The following is a 19,091-nucleotide window of genomic DNA, read 5'->3' on the forward strand; positions in this document are numbered from 1 at the left end:
GGCTTCCATTAATAAAGAACCCTCCAGACAGATACGCAATTATCGCATCCAAGGGTTCTTTAGCAGGGAAAGCTCTGCATTTACTAAGGACTCGCAGAGCATTTTGTTTTTATTTTCCATTCTTCGGCTCTCCCGTTAGTCCGGCTGGTTTTTACCTTCCAAATTAAACGGCGAGTACACTCCTTCATAATCAACGATCGTTACCATGCCAAGGTCGGCGTGATTATTGTCATGACAATGGAAGAGCCATTCCCCTTTATTGTCTGCTTTAAAATAAACAACATACTCTTCACCGGGTTTGACGTGGATTAAATCTTTTACAATCGGCTTGTTATATTTTTGTCCGTTTTTTGAATCTACTTGAAAGCGATGACCATGTAAATGCATCGGGTGATTCATCATTCCCGAATTCGTCATCTTTACTCTCACGATGTCCCCTTCTGTTACCCTGATGGGCGGTGTGTCCGGAAAGGTTTGATTATTAATTTGGAACGACATCCCCTCTCCCATCTTCATACCCATGCTTAAATCCATGTTGTATGTGACATCTGGGTCCGGGGTTTCCTTAAACAATATCGCTTCGCTGCCAAAAGATGTTCCATTCGCTATCTCCGAACGTGAGGATACCGTCACACTCTGCGGACGATCGGCATTTTCTTTTGACACGACTGGAATCATCATGTCTTCCGCATTTTCTACTTCGGGGTTTTCCGCAATGACTTCTGTCTCTTCCCCTTGTTTTGTGTAAGCCACATCGATTCTCTCGCCTGGTGCAATCTCGACGATTTGAGGAGAACCATTCTCTCCTGAGACTTCCTCTGCGTCATTCGCGATCACTTCCATCGAACCTTCTGGAAAGACAAGCTGATGCTGTTGGTAGCCCGCGTTCACAAACCGTAGTCTTGCTGTTTCTCCTTTTTCCATCACTAAAGGTTCAATAGCATCTCCTGATTTTCCGTTTACCGTAAACGTATCGTAAAGTTGTTTCGTATCCATTTCGCCGTCCCCAGACATGTGGCCCTGCATCATTCCACCCTTGCGGAATGATCCTTGATCACCTGATCCCGTCGCCCATTCATCTAGTATAAAAAATTCGTCTCTCGCGTATTCCGGCTCCTTCTCTTCAATTACAAAAGACCCATACAACCCTTTATCTACTTGTACGGCACTATGCTGGTGGGAATGGTACCAATACGTACCGGGATCGTTTGCGATAAATTCATACGTAAATGATTCGCCAGGCTCCACGGCATCTTGTGTCAACCCTGGTACCCCGTCCATCTTATTCGGAAGCAGGACACCGTGCCAATGAATCGTAACCGGCACGTCCAATTCGTTTTTTAGATGAACCCGAACAAAATCACCTTCCGTTACCCGTAATGCTTCTCCGGGCACGGTACCATTATACGTCCAGGCATTCACCTGTTTTCCTTCCCCCAAATCCCATTCCGTTTCCTGGGCCTTTAGTGTAAACGTTTTGACCGGACGATCTCCTGGTTCCTGGGCACCAACCTCCAAAATACTTATCCCCTCTTGTGAACGAGTATCATATCCCTGACTAAGATTAAAAGGGGAGTTAAAAAACGTCCATCCCCCAATCACTAAAAGCACCACAATCCCTATAGACCCAAGCCCTTTTCTGTTCATGACCTTTCACCTCGTTACAGCTCTTTACCTACGATTTTCTCCAAATAATAGAAGGCTGTGCGAGACACAGAGTCCCCCCCACAGCCATTTAACACACCTTACGCTTTTAACAACTGAGCGTTAATAGCTACAATAATAGTACTTAAACTCATTAACACGGCTCCGACTGCCGGACTTAACACAATGCCGATCGGCGCTAAAACACCAGCTGCAAGCGGAATAGCTACTATGTTGTACCCGGTTGCCCACCATAGATTTTGTACCATTTTACGGTAGGTTTTTTTCGATAAATCCATGAGCCCTACTACATCATTTGGATTGCTTTTTACTAAGACAACATCCGCCGTTTCCATGGCGACATCCGTTCCTGCCCCAATGGCAATCCCTAAATCAGCTGTCGCAAGAGCCGGAGCATCATTGACACCGTCACCGGTCATCGCCACTTTCCAGCCCTTTTCTTGAATTTTCTTCACCTGATTGGCTTTGTCATCCGGTAATACTTCCGCGTACACTTCATCGATTTCCAGTTGCTTCGCTACCCAGTGCGCTACTTTTTCATTATCACCGGTAAGCATAATAGAGTGAATCCCTTTTTCTTTTAATCGCGCTACCGCTTCCTTGGCTGTTTCCCGAACCATGTCTGCGAGCGCAACCATCCCGATTAATGTATCATCGACGAGAACGAAAATAACCGTTTTTCCTTCTTCTGACATTTGATCAAATAACTCTTTATCATAGGTTAAATTCTGACTTTTTACAAATCCGGGGCTGACAGCATTGATTTTCTTTCCATCAATTTTTCCTTCGATGCCTTTCCCGGTAATCGATTGAAATTCTTCTATTTTCCCTAACGTCATTTCTTTCTCTGCCGCATCTTTGACAATGCCGGCTGCGATGGGATGTTCAGACTGCTGTTCTAAACTGGCAGCGTAATATAACACATCTTCTTTCGAATAGCCTTCTCGCGGCACAATATCGGTTACGCCGAATTCCCCTTTCGTCAAGGTTCCGGTTTTGTCAAAAACCACGGCATTTAAGTTCCTCGCTTCTTCGAAATTAGCGCGGTTGCGGATTAGAAGACCGTGCTTTGCGGAAATCGCGGTAGACACCGCTACTACTAGTGGTGCGGCTAAACCGAGGGCATGCGGACAAGTGATTACCATCACCGTCACCATCCGTTGAAGCGCCGCGTCAAAGGAAAAGCCTAGCAACAGCCATATGATTAGCGTGACAAACCCGGCTGCTAACGCAAGATAAAACAGCCACTTCGCTGCCCGATTCGTTAAATCCTGTGTTTTTGATTTGGATTCCTGTGCTTCTTTGACCATCGTAATAACCTGGGACAAGTAGGAGTCTTCTCCAGTTTTCTCTACTTGTACGGTCAAAGACCCTTCTTTATTAATCGAACCTCCGATGACTTCATCGCCAACGGCCTTTTCTACTGGGACCGATTCGCCGGTAAGCATTGCTTCATCAATCGCAGAACTGCCGTTTGTGATCGTTCCATCTACCGGTATCTTTTCCCCAGGCTTAATGAGAACACGGTCCTTGTTTTGCAGGTCAGAAATGGGTACGTCCTCGACCTCGTCTTTTTCATTTAAGCGATGCGCTTCATTCGGCATTAATTTAACTAACTGTTCGAGTGCGTTCGACGCTCCCATGATGGAACGCATTTCAATCCAGTGCCCGAGCAGCATAATGTCGACGAGCGTTGCCAATTCCCAGAAAAGCTGGTCTCCTTCCCAGCCAAACACAACCATCGTGCTGTATCCGTACGCAATGAGGATAGCTAGTCCGATCAGCGTCATCATTCCAGGATTCTTTTCCTTTAATTCACTGACGGCGCCTGTCAAAAACGGCCAGCCTCCGTAGAAAAAGACGACAGTGGATAAAGCGAATAAGATGTACAAGTCACCCGGGAAACTCCAGTCCACTCCGAGAAACATTTGGATCATAGGAGACAGGGCTAGAATAGGAATCGTCAAAATAAGTGAAATATAAAAGCGTTTTTTAAAGTCCGCAATCATTTCCCCGTGGTCATGATGACCGTGATGGCCTCCGTGTCCATGATCATGTCCTTCATGCTGGTGTGTATCGTGGTGATCATGATGTTCGTGGTGATGTTCGTGGTGATGTTTGTGATGCTGGTCGGTATTATGTTCGTTGTCTTTTGTCATATACGATTCTCCTTTCTGGTACTCTGTTGTTACGTGATACATGTATCTAAGCACGAACCGCCACGACTTTATATAATGAAAACTTACTTTAAGCCTTACTGCTCTAATTTCCTTTTCAAACGATCGTATTCATCTTCGGTTATTTCTCCTTTTGCCAAACGCTCCTTTAATGTCTCCAAAGGACGACTACTGGAGGATTGCGATTGATTCGTCGTATTCGAACCCTTCCTCATCCAAACAATAATGGCAATGATTGCTGCAATAATCACTATCCATAAAAATCCATAACCAAAAAATCCACCGCACATCCCTGTTCCATTCATCATTCCATGCATAATACCCCTCCTTTAGTCCCCCGCCAGGTGTTCCTTACTACTTTATATACCCCCTATATGTATTTTGTCAAACGTGAAGACCCTTTAAAAAATGTTAGTCACATGAATCCGGCTTTTTTCGTAAAGAGTTGCTGTCAAATGCGCAACCCGTTTGCTCGGTGGTGTGTGAGATCGACTCATCAACTAATGATTAGCCACCTGCCCGATTTAAATGAATTTAGTATACTTCTACCTGGCCCATCATACCGTTGTCTTCGTGTTCAAGAATATGGCAATGGTACATATAGATTCCCTCTTCCGGGAAAGTAACGAGCAGTCTCACCCGTTCGCCAGGTTCGATAAGAACACTGTCTTTCAGTCCCTGTTCCTTCGGGTCCGGTTCTTCGCCATCTCGGGAAATAATTTTGAATTGGGTACCATGAATATGGAATGGATGGTTCATTCCGCCCATCTCATCTGGCTTGTTATAGATTTCCCACACTTCCGACACGCCTTGCTCTTGCCGCAAATCAATTCGGCCAGGATCGAATTTCTTTCCGTTGATGGTAACCATGTCCATCATCCCGTACAGTTCAATCTCTTTGGTGACCGATAAGGACTTCTCTTCTTCCGTAAGAAATGTAGTGTTATCTTCCCATGACATTGATTCCGTTTCTTCCGTTACGTCTCGGTTATCTAGATCCAAATCAAAAGGCAATAGGGCATTTCCTTCCTCATCTGTAATGGCAATCGGTTCATTGGAGTCCAGCGCTGAGAAATCAATTAGGATTTCCGCTCTCTCCGACGGGGAAAGTGTTATCTCATCCGTTTCAACAGGTTCCTGCAATAACCCGCCATCCGAAGCAATTTGAACGAATGTTGCTCCGTTGCTCAAACGGAACGTGTAATTTCGGGCATTTGCCCCGTTAAGGATTCGGAAACGCATCAGCGGTTCTGTCACAGTCAGTTTCGGGTTTAGAGTACCATTGACAAGCGATATATCACCAATTGTTCCGTCGCTGTTCATGAGAGCCTCATAATCCAGTTGTTGGTTTTTATCGAAAAGCCGGTCCTGAAAGATGAGAGGGATATCATCTACACCATACGTATTTGGCAAATCAGTGGTCACATCAGACTCGTCTATATAAAGCATTCCCGCAAGCCCTTTGAACACTTGTTCCGCTGTCCGTTCATGTGGGTGTGGATGATACCACAATGTTGCTGTCGGCTGATCTGCTTTTAAGGTTACGATTTTACTTTCACCGGGCTGGATGAGATCACTTGGGCCACCATCCTCAGTCCCCGGCACTTCAAGGCCGTGCCAATGAAATGTCGTTGGTTCATTTAACTCATTTCGAACTTTCACTTTGACGGTTTCCCCCTCTTTCAGCCGTAAAGTTGGCCCTAACAGATTACCATTATATCCGTAAGTTTTAGTTGAAGATCCATCAAAGAATTTTGTTGCGCCTTCTTGAGCAACCACGTCATAATCGAAATCTGATCCCTTCTGTTTTTCTAACAGAGGTGGGATAGCCAGCTTCTGTATTCCTTCGGACGCTTGAAGTGGAGGGATATTATCATGGTCCATGTGCGCTTCCATACCTTCCATGTTCCCATGGTCCATTTCCATATCTTCTTTCTGTTGCATTTGTTCCTGCTCCGTATTTTGTTCTTCTGGTTGTTGTTCTGTTGCAGTGTTTGTGCAGCCTACTAATATTAGCACCAGGCCTACGACTGCCAATATAGTTCTTCTCATTTTTTCTTTCGCTCCTTTAGTAGTCTTTTACCTATTCTAGATAGCCCACTTCTTTTCCACGTTATTACATACCAATCCGCAGATACGGTATTCAATTAGAACGATCACTACGGGGATAGAAGTTAAGCATTTTAATTTGGAGCTTTTTAATTCGTAAAACCTATATCATGGTTGGGATCAAAACAAAGATCCATTATTTTCATGGCTTCCACTCCTCATGATAGATTTTTAAACAACTATTATCCTACTAGGCAATTGTCAAGAAAGTATGGAGAAAGTAACTTTTCGTAACGATGACTTTTACCCGAAAATACAGTTTCGTCGCCCTTCAATATGATCTGTTTATAAAAATGAGTGATCCATTAGAACAGGGAATCCTTTAGAACAGTTAAAAAAGGCAGATCATCACAATCCGCCTTCCTCAACAAATGTAAGTTCCTTTATTACCTTCTATAAATCAAAATATTTTTAATATTATCTAGTTAATTTAATAGCTTCCAGTTTATGCGGGGACAAGGTGTTCGTTCCTACTTCATCCTTCACTATCAGACATAATGTAAGTTCATTTATTTTCCTCTGCGAGCTCTATTATTTTTTGAATCTTTTTCTCCTTTGGCCTTCGTTCTGTCAGGATTCATAGCGATATTAGCACATGCCGGGCACGCCAAAATTAAAAAACAGGTAACATACGCTACCTGCTTTCAAACGTTATCCTGCCATCTTGACATTCTTCCGCACATTGACGGCAAAACTTCGCACATTCTTGACAATGAGCATCCTGGAATTTTTCACATTCGGTTGCATAATCATCACAAATAGTCGCACAAAGTTGACAGAATTGTTTTGCATACGTACTTCCACGGGATATCCAACAGCACATCACTTATTCTTTGGGAATCGAACGTTTGAACGATTTAATTCTGTGGTCGCGGCATTTGTTTGAGTGTTTGGCATTTAATTATTTTGTTGCGATAAATTGTCCCGTTATTTATATGCTAAAAGGGACAAATTGAGCGAGGTAACTGGAGAGCATTTGAAAGTAACCGAAAAAAAGCATCACTCCCATAATAATCATGATGACGCCACCAGCTTTTTGAATGCGTGGCATCAACTTATGAAAACGCCTTAACTTATGTAGGGATTTCGAGTAAAACACAGCGACTAACAAAAATGGGATTCCCATTCCAATAGAATAAATAAAGAGCATCGCCATACCAGTCATCATGGTGCCACTCTGACTGGCGAGCGTTAAAATAGAACCCAGTACTAACCCCACACAAGGAGACCAGCCAGCTGCAAAAAACAATCCAAACATGACAGAACCGCCAAAGCTATCCGTTTTCTTTGGCTTGGAAGATATCTTTTTCTCTGACATCAAACTGCGCACGGACAATACTCCTGCCATCTGGAGACCAAATAGCACGATAATAATACCACCGATTTGTGCGACCAGATTGTTATATCGGCTGAACAACTGGCCAACAAAAGTGGAAGATGCGCCTAGAAGCATAAAAATAATCGTAAATCCCAGAATAAACCCAAGGCTTCTGAGAATAATCAAGCGCTGATCGGCTTTAATTTCGTTTTCCGCCACCGTAGTACCCGACAGCTGGGCTAAGTAAGCGGGAACGAGCGGGAAAACACATGGCGATAAAAACGACACCACCCCTGCTCCCAAAGCCAGCCAAATCGTTATTTCATTCATTAGTTGTATTCCTCCTTATGTTTTCCTAGGAAGGCTGGATTCGCTCCATATATCCACGAATATCTTCTTCTGTCATCCCTCCGGTTAAAATATCAATGACTATTCCATTCTCGTTTATGAGAAACGTGGTTGGCAAAGGTCCAATCCCATATCTATCTAGCACGGCTTTATTTTCATCCATGGGGACCGGGAAAGTCAACTTATGCCGGTTTACAAAGCGTTCCACCGCTAATTTGGACTCTCCCACATTTACAGCAAGTATCTCCACTCCCTTGTCTTGAAATTCCGCATATTGATTCTCCATATAAGGCATCTCTTCTTCGCAAGGCGGACAATAGGTACCCCAAAAGTTTAAGAACACACCCTGACCCCGATAATTCTCCAACTCCACTGTTTCCCCTTCCAGTGTTTCGAGCCGAAAATTAGGGGCCGTTTCTCCTTCCAGAACTAACGTATTTTCATTTTTAATAAAGTTAGTATAATACACATAACCAAGCAAGATTCCGATGACACTAAGTACAGAAATGCGAAAATATAGTCGTTTTCTTTTTTTGGACATTCTTCTTTTTCCCCTCCATACCCCTAATCTTCTTCCTATTCCAGATAACCTCTACCTTGTTATTATAGAAGAGATATGTGTAAAAATTATGAAGAAAAGTAAGAGATGCCAAAGGAGAAATGAACAATTAGTGAACTCTATATCAAATAGCCCTCCTCAAGATCCAAAGGCAAAAATATCAAAATAATAAGCAGTGTCCAAATACAAGCTGTGCTGCCACCGCACTTATCAACATTGTTCCCAATAGCAGCATGAGGATGGGTGTTTCAACCTTTTAAACTTTCTGTCATTCATATTAATTATTGGCAAACTTTGTTACGATAGTTTACGAGAGTACAATATGGGGGGTTTCTATGTATTACAAACGTTTAGGAATGGCTTCACTTTCCACAGTTTTAATGATGGGTCTTTTCGCACCTAGTATTTCTGCTGCGGACACTTACTCTAGTGAGCAGTCTGATCAGGTCATTGAAATAAGTGCAGCCGATGTTGACTTGACGAAGCAAGATTTGATTGATCGTTTCTATGAGTTGTTTCCATCGGGGTTTGGTTTTCTTGATGAAAGTGATTTTAGGATGGATCATTTTCGTCCCGTTGATGGTACCAAGGATGACGTTGTTCGTCATTCCTTAAGATTTTTTAAGGAAGTTGATAATAATCAACGGATCAATGGGAATGTTGCGTTTGTGGGGGAAGATTTAAAGCTGCAACATTTCAATTATCAACCGGAAAACGTTCAAGATGCTCTTTACCCAGCGAGTGTCTCTCAAGATGAGGCAAAAAAAGTGGCAGAGGAATTTGTGTCTAACAACGTATCAAGTGATTATAAACAGAGTAACCGGACTACGCCAACCGTTTCCTGGGGAAACCAAACATTAACGGATCCAGTTGAATATCGATTTTATTTTCAACGAATGAAAAATGGCGTTCCTGTGATTAACCAGGATATTGTCGTAACTGTTTTAGGTAATGGTGACATCACGCAATTTAGTGATAGCTCCTATCACCAAGAGCCGGTGAAATACGAGGAACAAGACGGTGTCATAGATCGTGATGAGATTTTAGCATCCATTTCAGATAACCTTAGCCTGCAATTACAGTATAATGTGCAACATAACTATGAAACGAATGAACAAGACGTGAGCCTCGTCTATGTTCCATCCCCACCATTTAATGGGATTCATGCCCGAAGTGGTGACTGGGAAGTAGGACAGTCTTTTGTAGCGGATTTCCCAGAGCATGAAGAAGTGAACATGCTGCGTGATGAACCTGTCGAGGAAGAACCAAGCCCGCTTTCACGTGATGACGTGGAAGAACTGGCCAAAGAGTTGTTGACGGTGCCAGATGATGCGGAACTGCAAATTGAGTCTATTCATGAACGAGTAAGAAATGGGGTCGATGTTTTTACCGTACAATTTATGATTCATCGTGGCAACTCAGGTTCTGGCACGACTTTTGATGTAGAGAAAGAAACTGGTGAAATCGTCAATTTTCAAAACATCGATCTATACAATCAATCACTCGAAGAAAATTTAGCCTACAAAAAAGCATTAGAAAAAGCTGTCGAGGCAATTGAAACCTACGGGGCATCCACTATGCATGAATATGCTTATCCCATCAACGTCACCAATAAAAGTCCGGATGACCGGGGCATCTACAGCTTTTCCTTCCCACAAGTAAAAAATGGCTTACTTGTAAATGGAAGCTTCTTAAACGTTGGTATTTCTGCCGAGGACGGGAAACTGGCATCATTTAGCAGTATCCAACATACCGTAACGGACTGGCCGAACCCTGAAGACGCAGTCGAAAAGGAGGAAGCGTTGGAAGACTACTTGGCCGATCTTGACGTCGAACTCGCATACGTGTCCCATCCACAATCTAAGGAAAGCAATCAATACCACCTCGTGTACCGCCCAACTTATCAAGGTGATTATGCTTATTATGATGCGATAGCGGGAGAATGGGACAAGACACATCAACAAGAAGAACCTTCCACTAAACCGGTTATTACCGATCACTGGGCTGCGGACGAGCTCAATTACATGATGGAAGCAGGTATTATTTCTGCAGATCAAGAGGATGAGATCGAACCGAACAAAACAGTGACAAAAGGGACAGCAATTGAAATGATAATGAAATCATTAGAGCGTTTCTACCCAGACAACCCGTCTCAGGAACAACAATCTACCTTTGAAAATATTCAGCCAAGTGATCCCCTTTATCAAGTTGTCGAGCGTGCAGCGCAACAAGGCATTGTTAACACAGATACCAGTACATTCCCGGTAGATGAAAGTTTGACTCGTGAAGAACTGGCTTACTGGCTTGTACGTGCATTAGGCTTAGAGGAAGCTGCCAAACATGCAGACATTTACCAAGTTCCTTTTGAAGATTCCGAGGAGATTGCTGACGAATATAAAGGATATGTTGCCCTTGCCTACGCCATGGAAATCTTGCAAGGAAATGACAACACGTTTAATCCTGAGGATGAAGTAACATTAGCCCATTTAGCTGTAACAAGTTTCCGTCTTGCCGAAAAAGCAAGTGAATTAGGTGTATCCTAATTGATAGAAAAAAGGCCATGTTAAAGGGAAAGCCCTAAAACATGGCCTTTTTAAAGGCGTAACCCTTGTTGTGAAAATGTAGCAATAGTAAGAAAGAGTGGTCTTACTCGTTAATTCCCTTTATAGTATGGTGGTATATTGCCTTGTTCCCCATTAGCAGTTAAACTCCCTCTTTCAATTTTATAGGATAATTCCCACGTACCCATATCATGACCTTTTTTCCAATGTTCGATAAAGGTAACGATATATATTTCTTCTCCGATTTCTTCTACATTTGTTTCCCTTGTTACTTGATAACCTTCAATCATACCTTCCCATTTACCAATATCTTCAGGAAAATTTTCTATTACGGTACCTTCTCCAGATGTTGCAAAATGAACAGCATCTTCTTTTGTAAATGGGGGCATAGTGGGAGAAGTGAAATGAAAATAGCCCCAACATAGTAGAAGTGAAGCTATTGGTAGTATAATAAACATTTTCATACTCTTGCCTTTTGTATTTCTTTTATATAGCCACTTGTCAATAATCGCATAGAGGGTTGCTGCCAACATGCCGAACAAGGCAAGTGTTCTTTCTTGAAAAAATAGTCCGTTCGCCAATCCAAAAACACCAAGAATTAAGACATACAGCCAATCACGTTGCCGAAACCATTTTCTTTGCAAATACTCTATTACTATAGATACTAAGTTCCCGTAAATTAAGATAATCGCGCCAATATATATTTCATATATGAAGAACCAACCGATGAATTGATTCCCTTGGTTATATACAAATTCAAACCCATCTATCATACTAACAAAAACTAATAGCATCGAAAAAATAGTTGTAGTAACAAAGGTTGTAATCAACTTTCTTAAAATAAGGCTTCTTACTCTAGGTTTCATATATATGCTACTCCTATCTTTAGCAGATAAGCACCCGTTACTTTTAATCACTCTCTTTCATAATGTCATACGGCGAAATCTCCCGCAACACACGTTCCCGATTCGGTATATACTTCAGTACCGAGAGGACGTCACTAATGCTACGTTCAAGAAAGGGAGACCTTATGAGATTTTCTATCCCGTGATTTCTTCATTCTCCTGATAAACCGGCCCTTTATTTATATGTAAAAGGTGCATGAAAAAAGCCCCTTCGACAGTGAAAGGGACTTTTTTATCTACCTTCATTTTGATCTAAACCGCCCGATCGATACACGTTATTAAACGGTCTTCAATATCCTGGGCCAGTTCTTTAATAGATGGATCATTCACCATGTCAATCATAGCTGTTGGTCGTGGTAACCCTATTTTTGTCGTTCCTTTATCTTCATATACAACAATCTTACATGGAAGAAAGTAACCTACCATTTGATTTTCAGACAATACGCGTTGTGCTTCCTTCGGATTACATACTTCCATGACCTGATAAGGCTGATCAAATTCAAAGCCTTTCTTTTGCAATGTTTCCTTAATATCAAAGTGCCACAGCACTCCGAATTGTTCGTCTTTTAATTTTTCCTCTAACGTGGTTACCGCCTCCTCGATGCCTCGATTCGTTTCAACCGTATAATGAAACATAAGCTCATCTCCTTTTTCGGTATCCTCCTATGTCTGATACCCTTTGATTCACGAATGCTAACTTTTTTTCTTCTTCCAGCTGATCAGGAAAAACCACCTGTCATCTATGAAACGTTATCCAGCCCAAAAGTACATATACATGCTGGGCCTCCTCTTTCGAAGGCCGTCTTAGCTTATGTAGGAAGTTGTCGTAACATACAGCGGTCAACGCATAAAATAAGAAGCCGACAACGATTCTCAGTTTTTTTGTAAAAAAGAGGAGAAAGGGGGACATTGTATTTTTAACTACATGTTATCCCTCCTCCCAGTGTGCGGCTTCAAAAGCTGCTTTATCTAATGCTTACGAAATGCTCGGGGGTTCAGCCATATTGCTGGATTTTCCTTTTGGCATTTCCATATACATCTTTGCACACAGTCGGAAGCTTCCAACACACTTGAGTGCTTGGCACGGCATGCTTCCAGACACTTATTTATACAGCTTTCCTTCGTTGTAGCCATTGTCTCCACTCCTTCGCATTATTGCTAGGGATAGGTGAAACATCCCTTAGCTATTACCAACATATTAGGGGAACAAATAGTTGGAAACGGTACATGTCCATAGTTTTGAAAAAAATGCTCGAAAAACCAAACTTACCAAAATCGGCTTACTGGCCGCCTAATACTCGGCTTTACAACTTATTGCAATTCGACTACGATAGTAGTAATAAAGAATTTTTAATTTTTTGTATAGTTATATATTTTTCTCCCCCGCTATTCGGATAGTACGTTTATTTCGCTGTTATAGAGGAAGGATTTTCCCATATACATAAACAAGGGACAAGGGCCATGGAAGCAAAGTATTCCGTTGGTCTTTCAATAGATCACCTGACTGCCAGTGTGCTAGGAGAAGGAGGAGGAGAACGAGTGAACAATGATTCAATCGTATGGAAGGAAGAAAAGGTAGCAGACTACCCACAACAGCCGCACGGAGGAAAATTGGTGAACCGGGTCCTTACCGGGAAAGAAAAAGAAAACGCTATGAAAAGAGCAAAGCGTCTGCCCATGATTATGATTGACTTGGAAGCGGTCATTACACTGGAAATGATTGCGACCGGTGTGCTGTCTCCGAATGAAGGTTTCATGGTGGAAGATGATTACAAGTCCGTTCTTACAACCGGCCGTTTGAAAAATGGCGTCGTTTGGCCGGTTCCGCTGAGTTTTGCGCCTATTGGGGATCAGAACAAGGAAATTATCAGGACACTTTCAGTTGGTGACGAGGTTGCGCTTGCTGACGAGACCAAAGAGCCAGTCGCCATTCTTAAACTAGATGACATTTTTTACTATGACCGGGATTTTCGTGCATCGCATCTTTTTGGCACCACAGATCGGAGCCATCCCGGCGTCGATTCGATATACCGACGCATGGGAGATACCGCTTTAGGCGGGCCGATCCAGTTGCTGCGCCGGGTACACTGGGGGCCATTTGAAGAGATTCGCATGGAACCGAAAGATACGTGGAAGCTATTTTATGAAGAGAAGAAATTCAACTCGGTCGGCGGGTTTATCACCGGAGCGAATCCACTCCATCGCGGGCATGAATACATTCACCGCAATGCCCTCGAAGAAATGGACGGCTTGTTTGTACAGCCGCTGGTAGAGATGGCTAAGCGTGAATATACGAGACATGAGTTCAGAATGTTATCTTATCGGAGTGTCCTGGATAACTACTACCCAAAAGAAAGAACGATGCTCGCTCCGTTACGAGTGACCTATATCTTTGCCGGCCCAAGAGAAGCTGTTTTGCATGCGATCATTATGAAAAACTACGGCTGCACCCATGCCCTTATCGGCAGGGACCATGCGGGCATTGGCGACTTTTATGATAAATATGCGGCTCATACCATTTTTGACGACTTTACCTCTGAGGAGTTAGGTATTGATATCCGCCTATTCCATGAAGTATTCTATTGTACGCGTTGTGACCACCAAGCAACGGACCTGACTTGTCCGCATGACGAAAAGTACCGGATTAATATTTCCGGAACAGGAATCAGGGAACTGTTGCGTTATGGTGTTCTGCCGCCGAAGGAAATTGTTCGGCCTGAATCTGCCCGGATTGCAATGCAAGGTGTGCAGCCAAAAGGCGTGGATGAAAACCGGCAGGCGATCCATCCGGTTGGGAAAACGATTAAGAGTATTTTCCCCTATTATTTAAGCAGATCGAGGCTGGGCGGACCAAAGCGGGGTCAGGAACTGAAAGTGGAAGAACTGACGATTGATGATTTAGAAACAGTTATGTTGGATGTACGCGCGAATGCTGATCGCATTTACAAAGAAATTTATGACGAGTTCAGCTATATCACGGACACCCTAAGGTCCACCCAGCCCGATTGGATCGCCGACGCGCGCGAGTCCCTCCATAAACAGCAAGAGATGATTGTCGCCTCCTTGAAGGAAAAGGTCGATAAAGCATCCGAGAAGGCTTCCGATGAATTTATGTATCAGGACAGAGAGGAAGCAGAACGGGAATTAGAAGTGGCCCAAAGAATGTTCGATGATATTCCATCTCCGCTGCGGTCGGAAGAACTTGAATACAGAACATGGAATCCCCTGCCATACAAGCGCTATCGAAGCTAGCAAACGGCAAAGATAGCACTTCTTTAAGAAGAGTCAGAATCAGTGTTATTTACCCTGATTCTGACTTTCGTCGTGTTTTAGGGGATGTAAGTTTTCTTAGGCCCTTTCTCGACAAGATGTGCTAGAATAAGGTTGAGATCTTCACAGCCGAGTTGCCATCAATCAAATGAAAGGAGGAGCCCAAATGAGCGAAGCACTTTTACAGCAAATATTGATTGAAATGAAAACCATGAAAGACGACATTGCTGTCATTAAATCTGAACAGACTTCCATGAAAGATGACATTGCTCTTATTAAATCTGAGCAGACTTCCATGAAAGATGACATCACGCTGATCAAAGTCCAGCTTAACGAAAATACCGATCTAACCAGAGCCATTCGAGACCGTCAAGAGGAAACAAATGCCAAGCTTGAAGCACTTTCGATGGATACTCATCAGCTTCATGGCGACATCGTCTCGCTAAAAGCGAATGAATCACGGCAAGATAAAATTTTAGAATCCTTAGCCGCACGCTCCCTCGAACAAGAAACAGACCTGCGCGACTTAAAACGCGCACGTTAAAACTCCTCTCTGGGCTGTTGGACAAGCCCATGTTTTTTTGCGCATGAAAATGTATCCGCACCGTGCGGACAGAATCTCACGTTAAAAATTCCGATGCAATCGTAAGCAATCACGTCGTTGCTATCATTACCCCACTCGCTTCATGCTTTTTATCTCACTTCACGATGCTTCTTTATTCCTCTTGTTTTAATCCAACGGTATTCTAGGAACTTTTTCTCAGTGAATAATCTTGATCATCAAGTCGCTTAACGATTTTCTTGTCAATTTCCATATCTACTAACAATTGTACAGGGATAGCTATTTCTAATTCGTGGATAATCCATGTTATACTTTTACCAAACGCTTTTCAGGAGAAGAGGAGAAATTTCGATGTCACGATTAACTGCCCGGCAGATGAAAGCCAAAGAAACGAAACGCCGGATTCTCGAAACTGCTTTACACCTGTTTGGCCAGAAGGGATTTGATCACGTTACGGTTGATGAAATCGTTCGCACGAGCCATACATCCAAGGGTGCCTTTTATGTACACTTTACATCCAAATATCATATTTTCCTTGAAAAATTTAAAGAAATTGATGACTTCTACGCATCCTTTATTCAAACGCTGCCTGTTGAACTCAGCTCAAGTGAAAAGCTGCTTCGTTTAACTTTAGCGCAAATGACTTATCTCAAGGATGACTTAGGAAAAGATTTAATGAGAGTGGTCTATAAGGGTGGCTTAACTCCGAATCCGGAGAATTACTTTGCAAACACCGACCGGACTCTTTATAAAATAGTGCATGAATTCGTAAAAGAAGGGCAGGAAGCCGGAGAATTCACCACAGAACTTTCCTCCAGTGAGATTACGATGTTAATTACACGCTGTATGCGGGGAACTCTTTATGATTGGTTCTTATTTGAAGAGAATTATAACCTTGTCGCAGAAAGCGAAAAAATCATGCGCGCCGTTTTAAGCGGGGTCAGGAAATAATACATATTAAAAATCCCCGCTTTTTTAACAAGGCGAGGATTGTACTCTCATAAGAATTCAAAACCAGTTATCGAAACCCGAACAAATAGCATAGAACGATTGATTTGCACTGCAGGCGGATGCTTTCCGCGGGCATGGCTTGAGCCTCCTCAGGCCAACACGATGTTGGTCACAAAGGCGTTGCCACTGGACGTGGCGTTTTTAGCCTTTGAACCTTAATCCCGCTACCTACGGAGTCTCACTTCCGCAAGATGCGGTGGCTTCTGCGTTGCGAACAGGACGTTCGCGCTTTTAGCAGAAGTTCCTCGGTTACATTCCCGAGTCACCGCCTTCTGTTACAATCAACAACAGATGTGCTTGACTGTAAACGAATGGTTTATATGTTATTTATATTGTTGTATGAACTTGATTTAGTTTTTGAAATAATAGCAGTCATCTTTGATTCCGCTTAATTCGACGGAATCGTTAATGGTAATGTCTTCGCCTTCATATCTTCCTGTTACCTTCAGCCCCTGTTCCATTTCAACCAGCACAATAAAATAAGGGGCTTGTTGTGCGAATTGCTTCGGAGCCGCGTGGATCTTCGTGTACGAATACACGCTGCCTTTTCCTTCGATGGTGCTGTCTTCTAGTTGATCGGAAAAACAGTTTTGACAGAGGTATTTATAATGGTACAGAATTTCATCACATTCTGTGCATCGTTTAATTGGCAAATCCATGGACTATGCTCCTTTCTTTTTGAAAATATGAACGACTGAATACGCCCCAGTGCCACCTAAGTTTTGAGCAAGCCCTATTTTGGCATTCTCCACCTGGTTGCATGCTTTTTCATTCAACTGATCGACGATTTGAATGATCTGGGCGATGCCGGTTGCACCGATCGGATGCCCTTTCGATAGTAACCCACCGCTCGTATTCACCGGTACTTTACCTCCATGCTTGGTTAAGCCTTTCTCAACTGCTTCCCATCCGCACCCTTTTTCAAAAAATCCGAGCTCTTCCGTGGCAATGATTTCTGTAATCGAAAAACAATCATGTACCTCTACGACGTCGATGTCTTCCGGACCAAGACCCGCTGCCGCGTAGGCTCTCTTAGCCGATTGATGCGTCGCTGGGATATGAAGCAAATCATCTACTTCCTGCATGACCGGTATCCCCGAGGCCTGCCCGGAAGCAAGAACCTGAACACCGTTCTCCCCCCGCTGGATAACAACAGCGGCCGCGCCGTCGGATATAGGAGAGCAGTCAAACAATCCGAGGGGATCCGTAATCTTCCGTGCTTGCATAATGTCTTCTAAGGTTGTTTCCTTTCTAAAATGAGCAATCGGGTTAGCCAACGCATAGTCGCGGTTTTTCAGTGCTACCATGGCCAAGTGTTTCTTGTCCGCCCCATGTTCATGCATATACCGATTGGCCAGTACACCAAAGAATCCAGGGAACGTCAGGCCGGAAGCCGCTTCGTTCGTTCCACTGTCCATCGCATGGTTGATCGCATTCGTCACCGTTTCCGTGTCTTGACTGGTCATTTTTTCCCCGCCGGCAACTAATACGGTGTCATATTCGCCCGCTTTCACTAATTGGTACGCGTGCCGGAATGCAAGCCCTCCGGAAGCACAAGCTCCTTCCATTTTCACAGAGGGAACGTCCCCCAACCCCAGTTCATTCGTCAGGATCGATCCTAAAATCTCTTGATTCGCAAGCGTTCCTGCCGTAAAGTTTCCAACGAAAACCGCATCGATTTTTGGTCTCTCTGCATCAATGATCGCTTTTCTACTCGCTTCTACCAGCATGGATTTCAGCGAGTCTTCTTTTTTGCCAAATGTTGTTGTTCCCCTGCCAATAACAGATACCGCACTCATCGTTCCACTCCTCATGGATCTTATTTTGTTTAACCGATCCCTGCTCCCCCACACACTTTCAATACTTCTCCTGTCACATATCCTGCAGCCGGGGAGGCTAAATAGGCTACGGCTTCTCCAATATCCTCGGGCTCACCGGGCCGTTTAATCGATTGCAAATCTAACGGATAGTTCATCCCTTTCGTAATTTCAGATTGAACGGCTCCCGGAGCCACACTGTTTACGTTAATGCCCAAATCGCCCACTTCTTTGGCTACCCACTTCGTAAAGGCGATAATTCCGCCTTTGGATGCCGCATATGCCGGTCCTGACCGACCTTGCGCGCGCTTCCCATCTTCATCATACGAAATCGCGCCGCCCATCATCCCTGAAATCGAACTGATGTTGATAACTCTGCCGTCTCCTTGCTTTTTCATGTGCGGATAAATCGCTGCCTGCGTAAAAAGAAAAGTTCCTCTTAAATTCGTATCAAGGTCCCGCATCCACATGTCATCGGTCATATTTTCCAAATCTAATCGCGAACAAGTTCCGGCGTTGTTGACGAGAATGTCGATCGTACCGAACGTATCGACTGTCGCCTGGACGGCGCGTTGTACCTCTTCTCGGTTCTTTACGTCCACCTTTTGTGTCAGCACTTTCACATCTGGAAACTCTTCTTCGATTTCTTTTTTGGCCTGCTCACTATCGAGCACGTCTACGATCGTAATATTCGCTCCTCTTTTGGCAAGACATTTTGCGATTGCAAAGCCTATGCCTCTTGCACTTCCCGTTACTAACGCTGCTTTATTTTTCAATGTATTATCCACG

16 protein-coding genes are annotated in these 19,091 nt (G+C 43.5%); 4 read left to right on the forward strand and 12 right to left on the reverse strand.

Annotation, left to right across the window (positions count from 1 at the left end; genetic code table 11):
* Positions 1 to 135 precede the first annotated feature (135 nt).
* The 7 genes from LOR49_RS07325 to resA all read right to left on the reverse strand — a co-directional run bounded on the left by LOR49_RS07325 (position 136) and on the right by resA (position 8,158).
* Positions 136 to 1,647, reverse strand: a complete 1,512-nt coding sequence (locus tag LOR49_RS07325; RefSeq protein ID WP_240375647.1) for a multicopper oxidase family protein — start codon at positions 1,645 to 1,647, stop codon at positions 136 to 138.
* A 98-nt stretch (positions 1,648 to 1,745) separates the two neighbouring features.
* Positions 1,746 to 3,824 (reverse strand): heavy metal translocating P-type ATPase, encoded by a 2,079-nt coding sequence (locus LOR49_RS07330; protein ID WP_240375648.1) that lies wholly within the window; start codon positions 3,822 to 3,824, stop codon positions 1,746 to 1,748.
* Positions 3,825 to 3,919: 95 nt separating this feature from the next.
* Positions 3,920 to 4,159: an SHOCT domain-containing protein gene (locus LOR49_RS07335; RefSeq protein ID WP_240375649.1), complete on the reverse strand. Its 240-nt coding sequence runs from the start codon at positions 4,157 to 4,159 to the stop codon at positions 3,920 to 3,922.
* A gap of 217 nt (positions 4,160 to 4,376) precedes the next feature.
* Positions 4,377 to 5,894: a multicopper oxidase domain-containing protein gene (locus tag LOR49_RS07340; protein ID WP_240375650.1), complete on the reverse strand. Its 1,518-nt coding sequence runs from the start codon at positions 5,892 to 5,894 to the stop codon at positions 4,377 to 4,379.
* 691 nt (positions 5,895 to 6,585) lie between these two features.
* On the reverse strand, positions 6,586 to 6,774 hold the full coding sequence (locus LOR49_RS07345) for a four-helix bundle copper-binding protein (protein ID WP_240375652.1): 189 nt from the start codon (positions 6,772 to 6,774) through the stop codon (positions 6,586 to 6,588).
* A gap of 108 nt (positions 6,775 to 6,882) precedes the next feature.
* Positions 6,883 to 7,599 carry a cytochrome c biogenesis CcdA family protein gene (locus LOR49_RS07350; RefSeq protein WP_240375653.1) on the reverse strand — a complete coding sequence of 239 codons (717 nt, stop codon included), beginning with the start codon at positions 7,597 to 7,599 and terminating at the stop codon, positions 6,883 to 6,885.
* A gap of 25 nt (positions 7,600 to 7,624) precedes the next feature.
* Positions 7,625 to 8,158: a thiol-disulfide oxidoreductase ResA gene (gene resA / locus LOR49_RS07355; RefSeq protein WP_240375654.1), complete on the reverse strand. Its 534-nt coding sequence runs from the start codon at positions 8,156 to 8,158 to the stop codon at positions 7,625 to 7,627.
* A gap of 353 nt (positions 8,159 to 8,511) precedes the next feature.
* Here resA and LOR49_RS07360 point away from each other — a divergent pair, with 353 nt between their 5' ends.
* Positions 8,512 to 10,719 carry an S-layer homology domain-containing protein gene (locus LOR49_RS07360; protein ID WP_240375655.1) on the forward strand — a complete coding sequence of 736 codons (2,208 nt, stop codon included), beginning with the start codon at positions 8,512 to 8,514 and terminating at the stop codon, positions 10,717 to 10,719.
* A 110-nt stretch (positions 10,720 to 10,829) separates the two neighbouring features.
* Here the strand turns inward: LOR49_RS07360 and LOR49_RS07365 are convergent, their stop codons facing one another.
* Entirely contained in the window at positions 10,830 to 11,603 is a 774-nt protein-coding gene (locus LOR49_RS07365; RefSeq protein WP_240375656.1) for a hypothetical protein, read from the reverse strand.
* Positions 11,604 to 11,894: 291 nt separating this feature from the next.
* A complete protein-coding gene (locus tag LOR49_RS07370; protein ID WP_240375657.1) occupies positions 11,895 to 12,278 on the reverse strand; it encodes a DUF302 domain-containing protein in 384 nt (127 codons plus the stop codon).
* An 825-nt stretch (positions 12,279 to 13,103) separates the two neighbouring features.
* Here LOR49_RS07370 and LOR49_RS07375 point away from each other — a divergent pair.
* The 3 genes from LOR49_RS07375 to LOR49_RS07385 all read left to right on the forward strand — a co-directional run bounded on the left by LOR49_RS07375 (position 13,104) and on the right by LOR49_RS07385 (position 16,425).
* A complete protein-coding gene (locus LOR49_RS07375) occupies positions 13,104 to 14,894 on the forward strand; it encodes a sulfate adenylyltransferase (protein ID WP_240375659.1) in 1,791 nt (596 codons plus the stop codon).
* 184 nt (positions 14,895 to 15,078) lie between these two features.
* The gene (locus LOR49_RS07380) at positions 15,079 to 15,456 is read left to right on the forward strand and encodes a hypothetical protein (protein ID WP_240375660.1); all 378 of its coding nucleotides are present in this window, start codon (positions 15,079 to 15,081) and stop codon (positions 15,454 to 15,456) included.
* Between the two features lie 369 nt (positions 15,457 to 15,825).
* Complete coding sequence (locus LOR49_RS07385; protein ID WP_240375661.1) at positions 15,826 to 16,425, forward strand: TetR/AcrR family transcriptional regulator; 600 nt, start codon at positions 15,826 to 15,828, stop codon at positions 16,423 to 16,425.
* A 410-nt stretch (positions 16,426 to 16,835) separates the two neighbouring features.
* On the opposite strand, the gene LOR49_RS07390 is transcribed toward LOR49_RS07385, so the two are convergent.
* Genes LOR49_RS07390 through LOR49_RS07400 form a run of 3 tightly spaced genes read right to left on the reverse strand, consistent with a single transcriptional unit; the run spans position 16,836 to position 19,090 of the window.
* Complete coding sequence (locus LOR49_RS07390; protein ID WP_240375662.1) at positions 16,836 to 17,144, reverse strand: Zn-ribbon domain-containing OB-fold protein; 309 nt, start codon at positions 17,142 to 17,144, stop codon at positions 16,836 to 16,838.
* Between the two features lie 3 nt (positions 17,145 to 17,147).
* A complete protein-coding gene (locus LOR49_RS07395; RefSeq protein ID WP_240375663.1) occupies positions 17,148 to 18,284 on the reverse strand; it encodes a thiolase C-terminal domain-containing protein in 1,137 nt (378 codons plus the stop codon).
* A gap of 29 nt (positions 18,285 to 18,313) precedes the next feature.
* Positions 18,314 to 19,090: an SDR family NAD(P)-dependent oxidoreductase gene (locus tag LOR49_RS07400; RefSeq protein WP_240375664.1), complete on the reverse strand. Its 777-nt coding sequence runs from the start codon at positions 19,088 to 19,090 to the stop codon at positions 18,314 to 18,316.
* Position 19,091 lies beyond the last annotated feature (1 nt).

The organism is Bacillus piscicola (assembly GCF_022458745.1).
GTDB classification, from domain to species: domain Bacteria; phylum Bacillota; class Bacilli; order Bacillales; family Marinococcaceae; genus Alteribacillus_A; species Alteribacillus_A piscicola.